Raw genomic sequence first — 19173 nt, forward strand, 5'->3', positions numbered from 1 at the left:
CTTAAGTATTGTTTAAAAATAGCTATATGAATCAGAAAATGGAAGAAACACTAAAAGTAGTATTAGTGCAGACGACATTGCATTGGGAACGACCCGAAAAAAACAGACAAATGTTTTCTGACAAGTTTGATGAAATACCTGAGGATACAGACCTTATTGTACTCCCGGAAATGTTTAATACGGGTTTTACCATGACACCGGAACATATAGAAAATAAAGAAGGGCAGATTACCCTGGAATGGATGCAACGAAAGGCCCGGGAAATGCAGGTGGCAATTATGGGCAGTCTGCCATTTTTTGAAAATGATGCGTATACCAACCGCTTATTTTTTGTGAGACCTAATGGAAATTATCAACAATATGACAAACGCCATACCTTTACTTTAGCGGGAGAGGACAAGGTGTATAGATCTGGAAATGATAGGATTGTGGTTAACTTTAAGGGGTTCCTTATTTGCCCCCTGATCTGTTATGATCTTCGTTTTCCGGTATGGAGCAGAAATATGGCCGATTATGATGTTTTGATCTATGTGGCCAATTGGCCAAAGCCTAGAATTAATGCCTGGGATACGCTTTTAAGATCACGGGCCATTGAAAATATGGCCTATTGTATAGGTGTTAACAGGATTGGGATGGATGATGCCGGCCGGGAATATGTAGGCCACTCTGCCGTATATGATGTTTTGGGGGAACAATTGGCCTTTTCCCGGAAAGAGGAAATCTTAAAGGTCACGCTCTATAAGAACAATATAAGGACCAATCGAAGAAAATTCAGGTTTTTGGAGGATAGGGATAATTTTAATCTAATAGGTTAAAAGTCTCGATTTTCTCCCAATTTGCCCTCATCTCTATAGTGCCAGGGTAATAACTTACCTTTTCGGGCTGTATCTTTTTTAGGAAACTACCGGTATCCCATTTTCCGTTTTTATTCTCATCAAATATGACCCTGATCATATAATTTCCAGGGTTTATGCTATTAAATTCATAAACCATCGGCTGTTCGGCATAGATCTCTCGTTGCGTTTCCCCTTTTTCGTCGGTCAATTGTACAAAAATAGGATAGGTTATGTTCCCGTTTAAATTTACGCGCAGATTACCATAATCGGCTAGGCTTTTTGTGCTAAGTCTATAAGATAGGGTGTCATTTGTATTTCCAAAGAAATCTTGAATGGCATCCGGTAAAATATCTATGGTATACGATTCGTTAGGTTCCAATGGAAAATTAAAATCTAGTTTATTTCCCAGACTATCCAGTTCCAAACTGTAATTTAAAGGGATGGAATCCTTAATTGTCACGGATATTTTTGAAGTATCCGTCCAGACAATCGGAGTGTTTGCAGTAATCTTGAACTTTTGTTCAAAATCTATATTTCCCCTTTGGTTGGCCGTTAATCTTAAGGAATCAAAACCTACTTTTCTATTTTTTACAATAAAAGTGTCTATCACCTTTAAGGTTTCGTTAGTGACCGTAAATATGATGGAATCCATTTCAAACGGAGTGAACCAATAATTAAGGGTGTCCTTTTCGGGTTCTTTTAATACGATACTTTTTACAGTATCGGGCAAAGAAGTCAGCGGTGTGATCTTAATGTTCTTACCTTGGCCATAATAACCGAAACTGATACGGTTTTTAGAAACCAATGAGGGTACGGCCACGCCGTAGTCCGGAATTTCCTTAAAGAGGTTGAGCAGATAAATGGAATCCGTAGGTAGGTTAATGGTATCCGTAACAAAACCTATTTTATCCGTTTTTTGGTCAAAAATATTGTCTTTGGCCGCATCTTTAATGGCCAATAGGGAGTATTTTCCCTCTTTCAGGTTTTTCAATCTAAAGATTATCGTACTGTCCAAAGTATTGGTAATATAATCCGGGGGCCTTCTATATATGGTAGAATCGGTATACGCAGTATCAATTTTATACAGCATTACGCTTATAAACTCATCGGCCTCTTTATTAAAGGCATCTTTGACCACACCTGCCAATTCCAGGGAATCTATATAATCGCCCGTAGACAACACATACGTCAAAAACGGATTGGGGTTCCCCTCATTATTGTCTACTATACTTTGACCAAAATTTAGGGTATAGGTCGTATTTTCCAATAAAGTGTCCTTGATCAAAATCTCAATATACTTATTGGCTCCTCCTTGGGGGCTTAATTGCGGGGGATACTTTAAGGGAGGAGATACGATCAATTGCTCTTGAACGTCTTTCAATTTCACCAGTTCGTCAAAATAGAGCCTTATCTTTTGTTTGTCAAAGTTAATGGTCATATTTGGGGGTTCGGCCCTTAAAAGCACGGGGGGGGTCTTATCCTTGGGACCGCCAGTTGGTGTACCCCTACGGGCGCACTGGTACAGTCCTAAAGCCATTAATAAGATAAAAAGTGAAGCTAAGATCCTTCGTAACATGTTCATAATACTCTTCTAGGGCAAAGAAACGATATATTTTACAGAAAACGGAAGTTAGGAAACTACGGCCATACTGGCTATGTATATTGATATACCTTTAACATCTTTTAGGGTTTGGGCGCAGATTTCCATGGTAGCCCCGGTAGTAATAACATCATCCACCAAAAGGATATTTTTGTTTTCCAACAGGCTGGGATCGGAGAGTTCATAAAGGGACCTGTTATCGTACCAGCGAGCCAATCTGGTCTTTTTGGTCTGTGTACGGGTATTGGCCGTTTTAATCAAGGCATTCGGCCAGCATTCGGTTTTTAAATGGGATGCCAATTGTTGTGCGAATAGAGTCGTCTGGTTATACCCCCTTTTCTTTAACTTCTTTTTGTGCAATGGAACGGGAATTACATAATCTATCTCCGTTAGAAAACCATTTTCCTTAATGGTCTGACCATACCAATCCCCAAGAAATTTTCCTATTTGTTCCTGATTCCTATATTTAAGGTTATGGATGAGGTTTTTCACAATTCCCTGTTCCGGGTAAAAGAGGAAAGAACTGGCCTTTTTTATGTTAATTCGTCCATAAAAAATACGATCTACCCCATTTTCAACGTTAAAGTTGTATTCGGTGAGCGGTATTTGATGTCGACAAACGGTACACAGAAGCTTCTCTCCTCTATTTAATCGAGCATTACATCCAAAACACACAACTGGCAATAGGAGGGTGTTTATATCATTTAGTATATTTGAAAGCTTAGTGCAAAACAAATCTTACAGTTTAAATTAACCTACTAAAAGGCCATTTTTTGGATGGAAAGTCAAGATAATAAATTCAATTATAAAATAATCCTTGCTGCTTTGGTCGCTGTAGTCATAGGCATTTTAATCGCCTTTTATTATAGCTATGCACAATCCACGGCCCAAATAGATTTTTTGGAGCAGGAGAAAGCTATTTTAGTGAAAGACCTTACGATAATGAAGGCCGACGTTGATCGCCTTTCCGCATTAAATGAGGTAAACGAGATCGAATTAGAGGATTCCAAATATAAAGTGCAACAATTAATTGATTCTGTAGGGCGGTTAACATTTACTATAGATAAACTAAGGGAATTTAAAACAGAACTTCGCAGGCTTGAGGCAAAGAACGATAGCCTTAAATTAAAGAACAACTTTCTTCGTTATAACAATATGTTGCTGGGCGATAAATATGAGGAGACACGTAGGCAAATGGAAGAACTTAGGGCCAATAGTAGTTCTCTGGCAGAAGCGGAAGCTTTGCAACGAAGAAAAATTTTAGAATTGAACCAACAACTCAAGACCAAGAGTTATCTTAAGTTGCAATATCCAGAAGCGGCTTCCTATAGATTGAGGGGAACCCGGCCCATTAAGACCAATAAGGCCTCTACCATAGAAAAGATTAGGGGCTGTTTCACCATTATGCCCGACCCCAGTGAAGCAAATACGGAAAAAGTACTCTATATACAGTTTTTGGACATTGATAAACAGGTGATAGAAGATAATGCCAATACCATTACGGTCAACGGAAACGTTTATAGTAAAAGAGTGGAAGTATTGTTCACGGGGGACGAAATGTTGGTATGTGATTATATTTCCATTCCCGAAGGATCTTTGGATGAGGGCATCTATACCCTAAACGTTTTTGAGGACGAAAGACTACTGGCTACCTCGGAATTTCAGTTGAAATAATTGCTCTTTTTTTAGTTAAAATTCTATTTTTGCCGCATGGCAAAGCAAGAAGACGATTTTAAAAAAGTAATTTCCCATGCAAAGGAATACGGCTATGTGTTCCAATCCAGTGAAATTTATGATGGACTTAGTGCCGTTTATGACTACGGACAGAACGGGGCGGAATTAAAAAAGAACATTAGGGAGTACTGGTGGAAGGCCATGGTACAGCTCAATGACAATATTGTAGGAATCGATGCCGCCATATTTATGCATCCGACCACCTGGAAAGCTTCCGGCCATATAGATGCGTTTAATGACCCGTTAATAGATAATAAGGATTCCAAAAAAAGATACCGGGCAGATGTTTTGGTCGAGGATTATGTGGCCAAAATAGATACTAAGATCGAAAAAGAAGTTACAAAAGCGGCAAAACGTTTTGGTGAAACCTTCAATAAAGAAAAATTCCTGGCTACCAATCCAAGGGTCGTAGAATATCAAGAACGTGGGAACGCCATACTGAAACGGTTGGGAAAATCCTTGGAAAATGAGGATTTGGCCGATGTAAAAGCGCTTATTGAGGAGTTGGATATTTCCTGTCCCATGTCCGGTTCCAAAAATTGGACGGATGTAAAGCAGTTCAATTTAATGTTCGGGACAAAATTAGGGGCAAGTGCTGAAAGTGCCATGGATCTCTATTTACGTCCGGAAACCGCACAGGGTATTTTTGTGAACTTTTTAAATGTTCAGAAAACAGGTCGGATGAAAATCCCCTTTGGTATCGCCCAGACCGGAAAAGCATTTAGGAACGAGATTGTAGCCAGACAATTCATTTTTAGGATGCGTGAATTTGAACAGATGGAAATGCAGTTTTTCATTCAGCCCGGCACACAAAAAGAATGGTACGAAACCTGGAAGGAAAAACGTATGAAATGGCATCTTTCCTTAGGTCTCGGAGCCGATAATTACCGTTTTCACGATCACGAAAAATTGGCACATTATGCGGATGCCGCCGCGGACATAGAATTCCGTTTTCCTTTTGGCTTTAAGGAATTGGAAGGAATCCATTCCCGAACGGATTTTGATTTGGGGGCCCATGAAAAACATTCCAGCAAAAAACTCCAGTATTTTGACCACGGGACCAATACGAATTACGTACCCTATGTCTTGGAGACCTCAATAGGTTTGGACCGTATGTTCCTGGCCGTTTTCTCCAATTCTTTACAAGAGGAAACATTGGAAAACGGCACGACTAGGACCGTGTTAAAATTACCGGCCGTATTGGCACCTACAAAAGCCGCTATTTTGCCTTTGGTAAAAAAAGATGGTTTGCCGGAATTGGCCAAAGGTATTGCAGATGACCTTAAATGGGACTTCAATATCACCTATGATGAAAAGGATGCCGTAGGACGAAGATATCGCAGACAGGACGCCAACGGGACCCCATTCTGTATTACCGTGGACCACCAGACCTTAGAAGATAAGACCGTAACCGTTCGCTATAGGGATAGTATGGAACAACAACGTGTGAAGATCAGCGAACTTAAGGCAATAATTTCGGCAGCGGTGGATATGCGGGAATGGTTAAAGAGAATTTGATCGGTGAAGGTTGTCCCCTTCAAAAACTCCGATGATCAATGGAGTTAATACTGTTATAGCAGTATTTAAAGAAAGTAAAGACAAGTATTCTTCCGAACCCTGAATTTTAGGGTTCATCAATATCTTGTATACCAACTATTTGTCCAAGATTACGGCACATAAAGAAAGCTTCCCAGTCCGCAACGGCATGTGCTTTCCAACCGTATAAAAAAATAGGTATCGGGATAATCCAGACAACAATAAATAAAACCCACCAACCTCTTTTGATAGGAGTGGTTACCCTAACTCTTACTACAGTATTCGTTACCGTTTCACAAGGTGCTTCGCAGCTTTTAGTAGCAAACCAGGTATCGGCAGCTATGTGCCCCAGTGCATCACCTATTTGCCGTGCTTCCATAGCCGCCGCACTTTTAGAATGTAACGAAAAGCCAACAAACGGATTGGTAGAACCGGTTTTTCTAATTCGAGTGTTCGGGCAGGCCATAGCTATAGTTTTAGTTATTTTAATTTGCTGCGTAACAGCAATATACAATCACACAGTGTATGACTACAAGATACTAAAAAATAAATATGACCCATTTTATAGGTTCGGGAAAGTACTTAAAGTTCATAAAGGAATGGACCAAAAGCGGGGTAGAAACCAGGAGTTCAATTTTTTAGAACATCAAAAAAACTGTGAAAAAGTCATCTGATGTAAAATGATGCTATTGTATAAGTCCTAGTTCGATCATTTTTCTTTTTTGTGACCAGTAATAATCAAAAACAATACTTTTTTCCATCGTCATAAAAATTATTAATACTTGGATAGCTCAAAAAAATAATGTGATCGGTAATCGTATGGATAAGTGCTGTACTTTTAAAAAAATAAAACACTCAAAATAATTTTTACATGGATAATACAAATAATGGTGATGTGACCAAGTGTCCGTTTTTAAACGGAAGCATGGAGCAGGCGGCAGGCGGTGGTACCAGAAACCGCGATTGGTGGCCCAATCAATTGAATATAGGTATTCTTCGTCAAAATTCGGATTTATCGGATCCAATGGGGAAGGGTTTTGATTACGCCAAAGAATTCAGATCGTTGGATCTGGCCGCAGTTAAAAAAGATCTTTATGATTTAATGACGGATTCCCAGGAATGGTGGCCTGCGGATTACGGGCACTACGGTCCACTTTTTATTAGAATGGCATGGCATGCCGCTGGCACCTATCGTATTTCGGACGGTCGTGGCGGCGGAGGTGCAGGAATGCAGCGTTTTGCTCCTTTGAATAGTTGGCCGGACAATGCCAATTTAGATAAGGCCCGGTTGTTGCTTTGGCCCATAAAACAGAAATATGGCAAGAAACTTTCCTGGGCAGATCTAATGATTCTTGCAGGGAACTGCGCACACGAATCCATGGGACTGAAAATGTATGGTTTTGCCGGAGGGCGTGCCGATGTTTGGGAACCCGAAGAGGATGTTTATTGGGGGAAGGAAAAAGAATGGTTGGGCGTAGATCGCTTTAAAGGAGACCGAGAATTGGAAAACCCGTTGGGAGCTACACATATGGGATTGATCTATGTAAACCCGCAAGGCCCGGACGGTGTTCCCGATCCGATTGCGGCGGCTGATGATATTCGCGAGACTTTTGGCCGTATGGCCATGAACGATTATGAGACCGTGGCCCTGATCGCCGGAGGGCATACCTTTGGAAAGACCCATGGTGCGGCCAACGATGCGGAATATGTGGAAGAAGAACCCGCTGCGGCCTCTATTGAGATGCAAGGTTTGGGATGGAAAAATAATTTTGGTTCGGGCAAAGGAGCCGATACGATTACCAGTGGGTTGGAAGGTGCCTGGACAGATACCCCGACCCAATGGAGCAATAAATTTTTTGAAAATCTCTTTGGTTATGAATGGGAATTGACCAAGAGCCCTGCGGGAGCCCATCAATGGAAACCAAAAGATGGTGCCGGTGCCGGTACGGTGCCAGATGCACATGATCCGTCCATAAAACACGACCCGTTTATGTTGACCACAGATTTGTCTTTACGGATGGATCCGGCCTATGAGAAAATTTCCAGACATTTTTATGAAAACCCCGATGAATTTGCAGATGCGTATGCCAAAGCCTGGTTTAAGTTGACGCATCGCGATATGGGGCCAAAATCATTGTATTTGGGTGCTGAGGTGCCACAGGAAGATTTGATCTGGCAAGACCCTGTTCCGGCCATAGACCATGAATTGATCAATGCTAACGATATTGCCCATTTAAAAGGTAAAATCTTGGGTTCAGGGCTTTCGATTTCAGAATTGGTCGGTACAGCATGGGCTTCGGCCTCAACGTATCGCGGTTCCGATAAACGTGGAGGCGCCAATGGTGCCCGTATTCGTCTCGCCCCTCAAAAAACGTGGGAAGTAAACGATCCGCCACAATTGTCCAAAACCTTGAGTGCGCTGCAAAAAGTTCAAGAAGCATTCAACAATGCGCAATCGGGTGGCAAAAAAGTTTCACTGGCGGACACGATCGTTTTGGCAGGATGTGTAGGTGTAGCGTGGGCCGCCAAGAATGCAGGTTATGAGATAACCGTGCCCTTTACCCCTGGTCGTAACGATGCTACGGATGAACAAACGGATGCCGAGTCATTTGAGGCATTGGAACCACGTGCGGATGGATTCCGAAATTATAGAAAAGAGCGTTATTCCGTATCTGCCGAGGAATTGTTGGTGGACAAAGCCCAGTTAATGACATTGACCGCTCCCGAAATGACTGCCATCATTGGGGGAATGCGTGTTTTGAATACGAATTTCGATAATTCCAAACACGGTGTTTTTACCAATAGGCCAGAAACATTGACCAATGATTTCTTTACCAATCTATTGGATATGGGAACTACTTGGGAAGCTACTTCAGAAGATGACCAGGTGTTTGAAGGAAGGGATAGAGTAACCGGAGAATTGAAATGGACGGGAACCCGTGTTGATTTGATTTTTGGCTCCAACTCAGAACTTAGGGCCATTGCGGAAGTTTATGGGAGTGGGGATTCTCAAGAAAAGTTTATACAGGATTTTGTTGCCGCTTGGGACAAAGTCATGAACTTGGACCGTTTTGATTTGGCTTAAATAACTAAGGTGCAGATTTATATAAAGCATCCCGATTTGGTTCGGGATGCTTTTTTATTTGTCCCAACGGGTGGATTTATAAAATAGAAGCAAACCTGTTCATAACGGATAGCTTAATCGTAAACCCCCATAATAATTTCTATCGTTTCCGGGATAAAAATATCTGGGTTCCCTGCCACCAAAACTTCTGGCATTGATCAATACGGATCGCGCGTATCTGGTGTTCGCAATATTATTGATCCCGAAATTTATCCCAAGTGTCAAGTCTTTAAAGAGTAAAGTCCGGTAGCCCATTTTGGTGTTTAAGATGGAAAAAGAGTCGCTGGATAATGAGTTGGCATCCGTTAAGGGAATTTCATCCACAAATTGGAAAACGGTATTTATGTAAAAGCCATTTCCAAAATTGGCCTGTATTCCAGAGTTTAACCTGTGTTTGGGAACCCCGGTCAAAGGATTGCCGGAAAAATCATTGTCGTCATCCACAAAATTCACAAAACTGTGATCGCTAAATGTATAGCTGATAAACGGGGTCAGATTTATTTTCACAATGGGTGGAATGCTATAACTTAAATCCAGATCCAGACCCTGGTGTTTGGTCTTTCCTACATTTCTACCAATAAACTGATCGTCTCCCACTCTTTCCGCCACCAAAAGATTTTTAATGTCCATCCTATAAATGGCCATATTAAATTTTAGCTTTTTTTGTGTATTTCCAAGTGTTAATCCCAACTCGTAATTGGTTCCGGTTTCTTGTTTTATATCGGGATTTATCAATCCATCGGGCGTTAAAGTTTCTTCCAGACTTGGATTGGAATAGCCACGGCTAATATTCGCATAGAGATTTCCGTTGGAAGACACCCTATAATTAAGATCCAGGCTCGGAAGCAATAAGACATCAAAGTTTCTTTCGGCATTTTTATTGCCCGTTCCTGTATTGAACAAATCCCTGAAATCATATTTGGTCTTATTGATGTTGATGCCGATCTGTGCGGAGAACGCATTCGAAAAGGGGTAGGTCAACGTAGCGAACCCATTAAATTGCCTTCGGAATTCTTTGTTGTCCGATATTTGTTCACCTTCAAGGCTTCCGTTGCCATTATTTTCTTCATATAGGTTGTCAAGAGTTTCCCAAGTGTATTCGTCTTTATACAATTCACCGCCCAAAGTGTAAGAGAGTTCTTTTTTTGCCAAATTCCGTTTGCCGGAAAATAAAGTCCTAAAACCATAACCGTTGGTGTATTCGTCCAAAATATTAAAAGGGCGAGGCTCATAATGATCTAGATAGGTATAAAAGAGACTGGTCGTATTTTTTAGCCAAGAATTGATCGTATAATGGTGGGTAAGTCCAATTAAGGTGTAATTATTGCTTTCAAATCCCTGGGCAGATTTCCAGGTGAAAGCAGCTTGGGTAGGATCCTCATCAAAAGCGGATTGGCTAATAGAACTGGCAATTTGGGCCGTATAATCAATATGGTTTATCAAAAGGCCCAGTTCGCTCTTTTGGCTTAATTTAAAGTTCGAGTTTAACAATAGACCGTCCCTTTCAAAACGGTTGTTCTCACGATAACCATCTATTTCGGTATGACCATATTGTAGGGTCAAATGAAAAGTATCATCGGAATGCGTAAAACCCAGACTGTTCTTAAAAAGCCCATAGGAACCGATTGTTGTGTTATTGGTCAATCTTGTAGATCGGTTTCTTATTCGTTTGGTATTCAATACAATGGCACCGCCTAAATTGGTCCCAAATCCTGTTGCTTTAGGCCCTTTTATTATTTCGACCGAAGTAAGGTTTTCTAAATCAAAAGCCTCGATCGTTGAAAAACCGGTGCCATTGGTCACCGGAATGTTATTGTAGTATAAACGTAATTTATCCGTACCGAAAGGAGTACGGGCACCAACGCCCCTAATGGTAATCCTGTTGGTATTCAATGCTCCCGAAAGGGTATATACTCCTGAAACCTGATTAATGGAATTCACCAGATCCACCGGACTATGATTTTGAAAGATTTTGGCTCCGATAATTTGGGAAGGAACAATACCAATACTGTTTTTTGCGGTCAGGGTATCACTAACTATCACTTCCTGTAAAACGGTAATACTGTCCTTTTCTATGGTTTCTTGTCCAAGACTTAAAAACCCGACAGATAGGAAGAGGGCGTAAAAAAGGTATTTCATGAAAGCGATTATAGTTTCAAAAATAGGTATTAAAACCCAAAATCATCTAAGATGGTTTTGAAGCAATTTCGAGACGTAATAGATTTTCTATTGCATAATTCGAGCTAAACGGGAGGTAAATTTATAATTGCCCCCGAGGATTAATTTATATGGACCATGCCGACTATAACACGCATTAAAGCTTTATTTTTGAAATATAACTTATAACATGTAAATGGACCGTGGCGAAGGTTATTGACCGGCGGATCACAGTAATTCTAAAGAATAAGCAGTAGCAATAATGAAAATAATATCTTATAACGTTAATGGCATTCGTGCCGCATTGAACAAAGGTTTTTTGGATTGGTTGAAAACCGTGGATCCGGATGTGGTCTGTCTTCAGGAAATAAAGGCCAACCAAGATCAGTTGGATTTATCTCTTTTTGAAGCTGCAGGGTATGGGTATAATTATTGGTTCAGTGCCAAAAAAAAAGGATATAGCGGCGTGGCAATTTTGACCAAAACGGAACCCGACCATGTTGAATACGGCACGGGAATAGAGTATATGGATTTTGAAGGACGGAATATCCGTGCGGATTTCGGTGAGATTTCCATAATGAGTATGTACCTGCCTTCCGGGACCAATATGGATCGCTTGGAGCACAAGCTTACCTATATGGCCGATTTTCAAAAATATGCGGATGAGCTAAGGAAAACAAGACCCCATCTTATTGTTTTGGGAGATTATAATATTTGCCATGAAGCTATTGATATTCACGATCCCGTAAGGAACAAAAACGTTTCGGGGTTTTTACCTGTTGAACGGGAATGGATAGGAGGTTTTATAGAAAGCGGTTTTATAGACAGTTTCCGCCACTTTAACAAAGAACCCCATAATTATACATGGTGGAGCTATAGGGCCAATGCCAGAAATAACAATAAAGGTTGGCGTTTGGATTATGGAATGGTAAATGAAACTTTAAAGGACAGGCTTAAACGTTCGGTTATTTTATCCGAAGCAAAACATAGCGATCATTGCCCCATATTGGTAGAGATAGCGGAATAGTATAGTGCTTATTTTTGTATTTTTGCGTCTTTAAAAACCCGAACCCTTAATTAATGATTTATTCCAACCTTCCCCATACGGATATTGAAGTGAGTAAGATATGTCTGGGCACCATGACCTGGGGCAACCAGAATACGGAGGCCGAGGGGCACGAACAAATGGATTATGCATTTGATCAGGGGGTCAACTTTTTTGATACCGCGGAACTCTACCCTATTCCCCCACATCCTGATAGAAAATCGGTTACCGAAAAAATTATTGGGAACTGGTTCAAAAAAACGGGCAACAGGGATAACGTTATTCTTGCCAGTAAGATAGCGGGCAAGGCGGAATTCTCCAAGTTTATAAGAACTTCAGGTTTCAGTAAAGAATCTATTGTTACGGCGGTCGATGGAAGTTTGGAACGTTTACGAACGGATTATATTGATTTATACCAACTACATTGGCCGGAAAGGAACACCAATTATTTTGGGCAAAGGGGATATAATCATAATACCCCCGATCATTGGGAAGACAATATACATCAGGTACTGGAAACATTACGCGATTTGGTCCGGGAAGGTAAAATACGCCATGTGGGCATTTCCAATGAAACACCATGGGGTACCATGCGCTTTCTGGAGGAAAGTAAGGTTCACGCCTCTTTACCAAGATGCATTACGATTCAGAATCCGTACAGTTTATTGAATCGTTTGTTCGAGATCGGCATGTCCGAAATTGCGATGCGCGAACAGATCGGCCTGTTGGCGTATTCCCCATTAGGTTTTGGCGTGCTTAGCGGAAAGTATTTAGGGAATAGATTGCCCGAAGGGTCGCGATTGGCCTTATTTCCCAATTATAGCAGATACAGTAGTAAGATGTCCATAGCGGCCACACAAAAATACTATGAACTTGCCCGTGCCCATGATCTGTCATTGGCTCAAATGGCATTGGCGTTTATAAATTCACGGCCGTTTGTAACGGGCAATATTATTGGGGCCACTTCTATGAAACAACTTCAGGAAAACATTTCGAGTATTGATGTTACCCTTTCGGATGATGTATTAACAGGCATAGAGGAGATTTATAACCAGATTCCAAACCCGGCACCATAATATGATAAGTTTTGTTTTTTTAAAAGTAGGATTTGGCCAGCTGGTATTGATTTTGGCCGTGATATTGGTCCTGTTATTGGCAGCCCGGATTTTTAGGAGCAAGCGTTAGCCAAATAAATGGCTTACCACATCTTCTATTTTGGAAACCAATTGCACTTTTATCTTGGTATTCTTTAGGCCAATTTTATTGTTCTTGGATACAATTATAGAAGTATAGCCCAATTTTTCCGCTTCCAAAATCCGTTGTTCCACCCGTTGCACAGGGCGTATTTCTCCCGCAAGACCCACTTCGGCCGTAAAACAGACTCCTTTTTCAATGGGAATATCTGAATTGCTGGATAAAATAGCGGCTACTACCGCTAAGTCTATGGCCGGATCATCTACAGATATACCTCCTGTAATATTTAGGAACACATCTTTAGCGCCCAGTTTGAATCCGGCACGTTTTTCCAAAACCGCCAGGAGCATGTTCAAACGTTTGGCGTTATAACCTGTAGTGGATCGTTGGGGCGTTCCATAGACTGCTGTACTTACCAAGGCCTGGATTTCAATAAGTAAGGGGCGCATGCCTTCTACCGTAGCGGCAATTGCCGTGCCGCTAAGACCTTCGTCATTTTTGGAAATGAGTACTTCGGAGGGGTTGTTTACCTCACGAAGTCCGCCACCGTGCATTTCATAAATGCCCAGTTCCGCAGTTGATCCAAATCTGTTTTTTAAAGAACGCAGTATTCTGTACACATAATTGCGGTCCCCTTCAAATTGGAGAACGGTGTCTACCATATGTTCCAAAATTTTAGGGCCGGCAATGGAACCATCTTTGGTAATATGGCCAATTAAAACAACGGGAGTATTCGTTTCCTTGGCAAATTGGATAAGCTCCGCAGTGCATTCCCGTATTTGGGAAATACTGCCCGCTGCGGATTCTATATGGTCAGAATGAAGGGTTTGTATGGAATCTATAACTACGATGTCCGGTTCGGTAACTTCTATTTGTTTAAATATATGTTGGGTCTTGGTTTCGGTAAGGATAAAACAGGTTTCGCTATGGGGGTGAATACGATCTGCTCTCATTTTTATCTGTTTCTGACTCTCCTCTCCCGAAACATATAAGGTCTTGTACGGCAGTTTTAAAGCGATCTGCAAGAGCAACGTGCTTTTCCCCACTCCCGGTTCCCCCCCTAAGAGCACCAATGCACCAGGAACCAATCCACCGCCTAGGACCCGATTAAATTCTAGATCAAAAATGTTTAAGCGAAGTTCTTTTTCCGTACTTATTTCATTGACCAATAATGGTTTTGAAACCTTTTTCGCAGTATTGGAAAGAGCTTTCCAACTAGCTTTATCCTCTTTTTGAACTACCTCTTCAATAACGGTATTCCATGTTTTACAAGCAGAACATTGCCCTACCCACTTAGCGTATTGTGTACCGCAGTTTTGACAAAAAAATGCCGTTTTTGTTTTGGCCATCCCTTGCTTTTCCTGTTTGGGCTAAAGGTAGCAAGAAGTTTGAAAATGTTCAGGGTTTGTTTTTGGGAAAGGGTTATTCATCCCTGGAATTTTCCTTATTGTAATTGCTAAAGGCAATAAAAAAAGAAGCCCAGGCCATAAATAGCGCAGTACCGCTATAGAGTAAAACAAATTCACCTTTTAATCCATAATAGGTGAATAAAATTCCCGAAAATATGTAATACTTAAAATTGCCCTTGATCATAAAAAGTAGGTAAAGTTTATTGGGATAGGTAGGGTAAAGTTATTTTAGAATCCAAAATCGGCTTTAAGGGCATCCATTTTTTCCAAGGCCATTTCTTTGGTCAGGAAGTCTATTTCTTCCATTTGAAAAGCTTTTTCAAAAGTTTTCAGCGCTTTTTTAGGCTCGCCCAATTGCTCATAATATTCGCCTTCAAAGTAAAAACCGAGCATACTGTCCGGATACTCCGCTTTACATAAATTGGACAACGGTTTTAAAGATTCAAAATCCTCTTTTTTTCTGGAAGCGGCATATATGGCCATAATATCGTTGAGTTCTACAGGCTTGCTGAAACCGAAAAGATCGGCAATATCCTGGTATTTGTCCTCCAAATATTGAAAAACAGGTTCTTCGGAGGTAAGTATCTTTGTTTTATACTCTTTGGGGCTTATAGGTTTGAACATGCCAAAAATATTGTCAAAGGCCCTGCCTATTCCATAGGCAGCTATGGAAATATGGTCTGCGCCCGGATACTGGTCAAAGAAATAATGCAAGGTTTCCTTATCAATTGCCTTAATACCCTTATCCATGGCCATAATGGCAGGAGTATCCCTATTTTGCTCACCTTCTACAATAAGTTGGTAAAAAATTTGCTTGTCAAAACTTCCTAAACGGGAAGGAACACGATTTTCCATTTCTGGTGCCAAAGTTGGTGAAATACATACATAGGCATTAAAGAGGGAACGATCTTTAAACAACCAATAGTTTTGAAAGTTGGCCGTAATGTCATAACCTACGATCATTTTAAAAGGAGCTGTGCTAAAATTCAGATCTAAATATGGAATGAGTTCCATACCAATAAATTCAAAGAATTTTTTGCCTTTTTCGGTAGGTAGGCCGCTATCTTTCTCAAAAGCACAATCTTCATATCTAATATCGTTCTTGCTTTGATCGATGCCGACTATAATACTTTCGGGCATCCCATGAAATTGGCTATAAAACTTTGAAGTGGCCACTACCTGATCAAAGAGATATTTTGCATCTAGCACTATGATCAACGGATATTTTTTGGTGTCGTCCAGATTTTCGGGAAAATAATATTGTACATCCCTTCTTTCCTGAAGTTTAAAAGATTCAAAGATTTCTTGTTTGACCTGGGCCGTTGTTATTGATCCTATGCTTAACAGTAAAAGAAGAAAAATACGTTGCATGCAATTATTTTGGCTAGTATGGAGAATACTATCTGTTTCTGTTCAATAACGGTAAGAGCAGAAAAGATATTGCACCAAAAACGACTAACATGAGGTTTTGGCTGCTCCACATAATCCATCCGAAAGCTTCCCCGGAATTCTCGCTTATTCCAAAAACGGCCAATGTAGCGGCCACTGCAATGGGAAAGAGGCCTAGGCCGCCATTAGTGGCCACCATAGCAAATGAACCTGCTATAAAAGCTACTAAAAGCTGTCCCAATGATAGGTCCACGGTTTCCGGAACTGTAAATTTAATAACCCAGAACATGCCGATATAACATACCCAGATCAATAGGGTGTGAAATATAAATGCAATCTTGCGCTTCATTTTAAAAATACTCAAGACCCCGTCCAGAAGACCCGTAAGAAAGGTTTTGATTTTAACGGCAATGGGCGAAGGTGATTTTTTTATGATTCTGATGGCGATCAGAAGCCCCAATATTCCTGCGATCAATATCCCGATTGATCCTGCCAGCCCTATTCCGTTTTTTTCCAGAATTTCAAAAATAACCTTGGTTTGGAGCAGTAGCGCTATGAAAATCACGAACAGTAGCATGATGACATCAATAATCCGTTCGGTCACTACGGTGCCGAGGCCTTTTTCAAAAGGAATATTTTCATAGGTGTCCAGAGCCGTTACCCTAAGGATTTCACCTGATCTAATGACCAGTAAATTGGCAAAATAGGAAATGAAAATAATCAGGATATTGTTTCGGAGCTTGGGTCTATACCCCAAAGGCTCCAGAAGGTAGTTCCAACGGATCGCCCTAGATACATGGCTCAATATTCCAATGAGAATGGACAGCCCTACCAACCATAAATTGGCATTTATTATAGAGTCCCATATTTGTTCGCGATTTTCCGGGGTCGTGGTTAAATAAGAGTAGAGTACCAGCGCGGAACCGATTAATATCGGAATAACGATCTTTAAGGTTTTTTTTAGGGAATTGGTCAAAATGTACGATAGTTGAAACTTGATATTTAACCAAGATATTCCATAGTTTAGGTCAATAAATTATTTTCCTCATTAGGGAATACCAACCATGGGTTGAATTTTTTGGCGGCCTCGATATCCATACGCGCATAGGTAATTAATATAAGAACATCACCTTTGGCAACTTTTCTTGCCGCTGCACCATTTAATGTGATTTCCCCACTTTTCCTTGGGCCCGGAATAGCATAGGTCTCCAAACGTTCACCATTATTGTTGTTAACGATCTGCACCTTTTCCCCTTGAATTATATTTGCGGCATCCATTAAATCCTCATCAATGGTTATACTACCTATATAATTAAGATCAGCACCCGTTACCTTTACACGGTGAATCTTGGATTTTACAACTTCTATTTGCATGGGACAAAATTAATCAATTCAGGGCTATATTATCTATAAGTCGTACACCTCCGGCATAAACGGCAATGAACGCCCTATATTTCTTGTTTTTTGTTTTTTGTTCGGCTGGGACCAAGGTCTCAATATCCACGATTTCAATATATTCCAGATCAAGATCCTTATGTCGCTTAAACCTTTTTATTGCCCATTTCTTTATTTGTAAGGCATTTTCCGTGCCAAACTTATCTTTTGCTGCGATTAGGGTTTCATAAATAAAGCCGGCTTTTTGTCGCAGTTCCATATTTAACCTTTCATTCCTGGAACTCATGGCCAAGCCATGGGGTTCGCGAACAATTGGGCAACCTATAATTTTGACCGGAATGTTGCGCAATTTTGTCAGTTTTTGAATAATACGGAGTTGTTGAAAATCTTTTTCCCCAAAATAGGCTCTTGTTGGTTTGATCAGGGTCAACAACAATTCAACAATAGTGCCTACCCCATTAAAATGATTATCCCTGAACCGGCCTTCCATGACCTTGTCAAGACCCTGAAAATCATAAACATTATGCGTAACCAATTTCCCATATACTTCATTAATGGTGGGGGTAAAGATCAGAATATCATCCGATATGGATTTGATTAACGCCACATCTGCGGATAAAGTCTGGGGATATTTTTCAAGATCTTCGGTATTATTAAACTGGGTAGGATTAACAAAGATACTAACGATTACATGCGTATTTTCGTCAAGGGCTTTTCTGATCAAAGAAGCATGCCCCTCGTGGAGCGCTCCCATTGTAGGCACTAATCCAAGGTTATCCTCCGACCATAGGGCCATTAATTTTTTTTGAAGTTCTTTTTTGGTTTCAAATACTAACATGCATACCGTTCATTGGCGAGCAAACTTACTATAAATACCGCTAATCTCTTTATTTTTTGTAATTTCGCAGCTACGTTCAAGCGAAAAATAAAAAATAGCCTTTATGAATGGTAAAAAGATATTGTTCGTATCTTCAGAATTAGTTCCCTATCTACCCGAAAACGAAGTTTCCTTAATGTCATATGAAGCTCCCCGAATGGTTAACAGCAATGGTGGCCAGATAAGGATTTTCATGCCCAGATATGGAAATATTAATGAAAGAAGGCATCAATTGCACGAGGTTATCCGTTTGTCCGGGATGAATTTGGTAATCAATGATATGGACATGCCTTTGATTATTAAGGTAGCTTCTATTCCCAGAGAGCGTATCCAGGTTTATTTTATAGATAACGAAGAATATTTTAAACGTAAAGCTACATTTTCGGATAAGCAGGGTAATTTTTTCCCGGATAATGATCAGCGAGCCATTTTCTTTGCAAAAGGAGTAATGGAAACTGTAAAAAAGTTAAACTGGTCCCCGGATATCATCCATGTTCATGGGTGGATGGCCAGCTTATTGCCACTTTACCTTAAAAAATACTATTCGGACGAACCTCTTTTTGCGGACAGTAAAATAGTACTCTCCGTGTATGGTAAAACTTTTGAAGGGGAGTTGGACAAAGATATGTTAAAACGCATAACTTTTGATGGTATCCCAGAGGAAGAAATTGCCGCATTGGGCCAACCTACGTATAATAATTTGTTAAAAGTTGCCGTAGATTTTTCAGATGCCGTTATTTTAGCCTCGGAAGAGATTCCGGAGGATATAAAAACACATATTTCCAACCTAGAAAAACCAGTGTTGCCTTATGTTTCCTTCCAAGAATTTGAGGAAGCATATGCTAATTTTTATAACACCGAAGTTTTAAAATAATCT

17 protein-coding genes are annotated in these 19173 nt (G+C 40.5%); 7 read left to right on the forward strand and 10 right to left on the reverse strand.

Translation table 11 applies throughout. The annotated features are described in order from the left end of the window. Window positions 1-26: 26 nt before the first annotated feature. A complete protein-coding gene (locus ACKWB9_RS00650; protein ID WP_414001043.1) occupies window positions 27-815 on the forward strand; it encodes a nitrilase family protein in 789 nt (262 codons plus the stop codon). Here ACKWB9_RS00650 and ACKWB9_RS00655 read toward each other — a convergent pair. Then, window positions 799-2418, reverse strand: coding sequence for an Ig-like domain-containing domain (locus ACKWB9_RS00655; RefSeq protein ID WP_414001044.1), 1620 nt, complete (start codon window positions 2416-2418; stop codon window positions 799-801). The genes ACKWB9_RS00650 and ACKWB9_RS00655 overlap by 17 nt on opposite strands. 48 nt (window positions 2419-2466) lie before the next feature. Next, complete coding sequence (locus ACKWB9_RS00660) at window positions 2467-2928, reverse strand: ComF family protein (protein ID WP_414001045.1); 462 nt, start codon at window positions 2926-2928, stop codon at window positions 2467-2469. Window positions 2929-3213: 285 nt separating this feature from the next. Here ACKWB9_RS00660 and ACKWB9_RS00665 point away from each other — a divergent pair, with 285 nt between their 5' ends. Together ACKWB9_RS00665 and ACKWB9_RS00670 are read left to right on the forward strand one after the other, a co-directional pair. Then, window positions 3214-4110 (forward strand): hypothetical protein, encoded by an 897-nt coding sequence (locus tag ACKWB9_RS00665; RefSeq protein ID WP_414001046.1) that lies wholly within the window; start codon window positions 3214-3216, stop codon window positions 4108-4110. Between the two features lie 36 nt (window positions 4111-4146). Continuing rightward, the gene (locus ACKWB9_RS00670; protein ID WP_414001047.1) at window positions 4147-5688 is read left to right on the forward strand and encodes a glycine--tRNA ligase; all 1542 of its coding nucleotides are present in this window, start codon (window positions 4147-4149) and stop codon (window positions 5686-5688) included. Window positions 5689-5794: 106 nt separating this feature from the next. Here ACKWB9_RS00670 and ACKWB9_RS00675 read toward each other — a convergent pair whose 3' ends face one another. Further along, window positions 5795-6172: a hypothetical protein gene (locus tag ACKWB9_RS00675; protein ID WP_414001048.1), complete on the reverse strand. Its 378-nt coding sequence runs from the start codon at window positions 6170-6172 to the stop codon at window positions 5795-5797. Between the two features lie 405 nt (window positions 6173-6577). Between ACKWB9_RS00675 and katG the strand changes: the two genes are divergently transcribed. Further along, window positions 6578-8791 carry a catalase/peroxidase HPI gene (gene katG, locus ACKWB9_RS00680; protein WP_414001049.1) on the forward strand — a complete coding sequence of 738 codons (2214 nt, stop codon included), beginning with the start codon at window positions 6578-6580 and terminating at the stop codon, window positions 8789-8791. 99 nt (window positions 8792-8890) lie between these two features. On the opposite strand, the gene ACKWB9_RS00685 is transcribed toward katG, so the two are convergent. Then, window positions 8891-10969 (reverse strand): TonB-dependent receptor family protein, encoded by a 2079-nt coding sequence (locus ACKWB9_RS00685; protein ID WP_414001050.1) that lies wholly within the window; start codon window positions 10967-10969, stop codon window positions 8891-8893. 280 nt (window positions 10970-11249) lie between these two features. On the opposite strand from ACKWB9_RS00685, the gene ACKWB9_RS00690 reads away from it, so the two are divergent. Both ACKWB9_RS00690 and ACKWB9_RS00695 read left to right on the forward strand, forming a co-directional pair. Further along, window positions 11250-12014 (forward strand): exodeoxyribonuclease III, encoded by a 765-nt coding sequence (locus ACKWB9_RS00690; protein ID WP_414001051.1) that lies wholly within the window; start codon window positions 11250-11252, stop codon window positions 12012-12014. Window positions 12015-12067: 53 nt separating this feature from the next. Continuing rightward, entirely contained in the window at window positions 12068-13108 is a 1041-nt protein-coding gene (locus tag ACKWB9_RS00695) for an aldo/keto reductase (protein ID WP_414001052.1), read from the forward strand. 105 nt (window positions 13109-13213) lie between these two features. Here ACKWB9_RS00695 and radA read toward each other — a convergent pair whose 3' ends face one another. The 6 genes from radA to panC all read right to left on the reverse strand — a co-directional run bounded on the left by radA (window position 13214) and on the right by panC (window position 18257). Continuing rightward, window positions 13214-14575 (reverse strand): DNA repair protein RadA, encoded by a 1362-nt coding sequence (gene radA / locus ACKWB9_RS00700; RefSeq protein WP_414001053.1) that lies wholly within the window; start codon window positions 14573-14575, stop codon window positions 13214-13216. Between the two features lie 73 nt (window positions 14576-14648). Continuing rightward, window positions 14649-14819, reverse strand: a complete 171-nt coding sequence (locus tag ACKWB9_RS00705; protein WP_414001054.1) for a hypothetical protein — start codon at window positions 14817-14819, stop codon at window positions 14649-14651. A 44-nt stretch (window positions 14820-14863) separates the two neighbouring features. Then, complete coding sequence (locus ACKWB9_RS00710; RefSeq protein ID WP_414001055.1) at window positions 14864-16006, reverse strand: alpha/beta hydrolase; 1143 nt, start codon at window positions 16004-16006, stop codon at window positions 14864-14866. A 28-nt stretch (window positions 16007-16034) separates the two neighbouring features. Then, window positions 16035-17000, reverse strand: a complete 966-nt coding sequence (locus tag ACKWB9_RS00715; RefSeq protein ID WP_414001056.1) for a lysylphosphatidylglycerol synthase transmembrane domain-containing protein — start codon at window positions 16998-17000, stop codon at window positions 16035-16037. Between the two features lie 47 nt (window positions 17001-17047). Next, window positions 17048-17398, reverse strand: coding sequence for an aspartate 1-decarboxylase (panD, locus tag ACKWB9_RS00720; protein WP_414001057.1), 351 nt, complete (start codon window positions 17396-17398; stop codon window positions 17048-17050). A gap of 13 nt (window positions 17399-17411) precedes the next feature. Beyond that, a complete protein-coding gene (gene panC, locus ACKWB9_RS00725) occupies window positions 17412-18257 on the reverse strand; it encodes a pantoate--beta-alanine ligase (RefSeq protein ID WP_414001058.1) in 846 nt (281 codons plus the stop codon). A 103-nt stretch (window positions 18258-18360) separates the two neighbouring features. On the opposite strand from panC, the gene ACKWB9_RS00730 reads away from it, so the two are divergent. Continuing rightward, window positions 18361-19170, forward strand: a complete 810-nt coding sequence (locus ACKWB9_RS00730) for a glycogen/starch synthase (protein WP_414001059.1) — start codon at window positions 18361-18363, stop codon at window positions 19168-19170. The last annotated feature ends 3 nt before the right edge of the window (window positions 19171-19173 follow it).

The sequence above is a fragment of the Maribacter spongiae genome (genome assembly GCF_047345125.1).
GTDB lineage: Bacteria > Bacteroidota > Bacteroidia > Flavobacteriales > Flavobacteriaceae > Maribacter.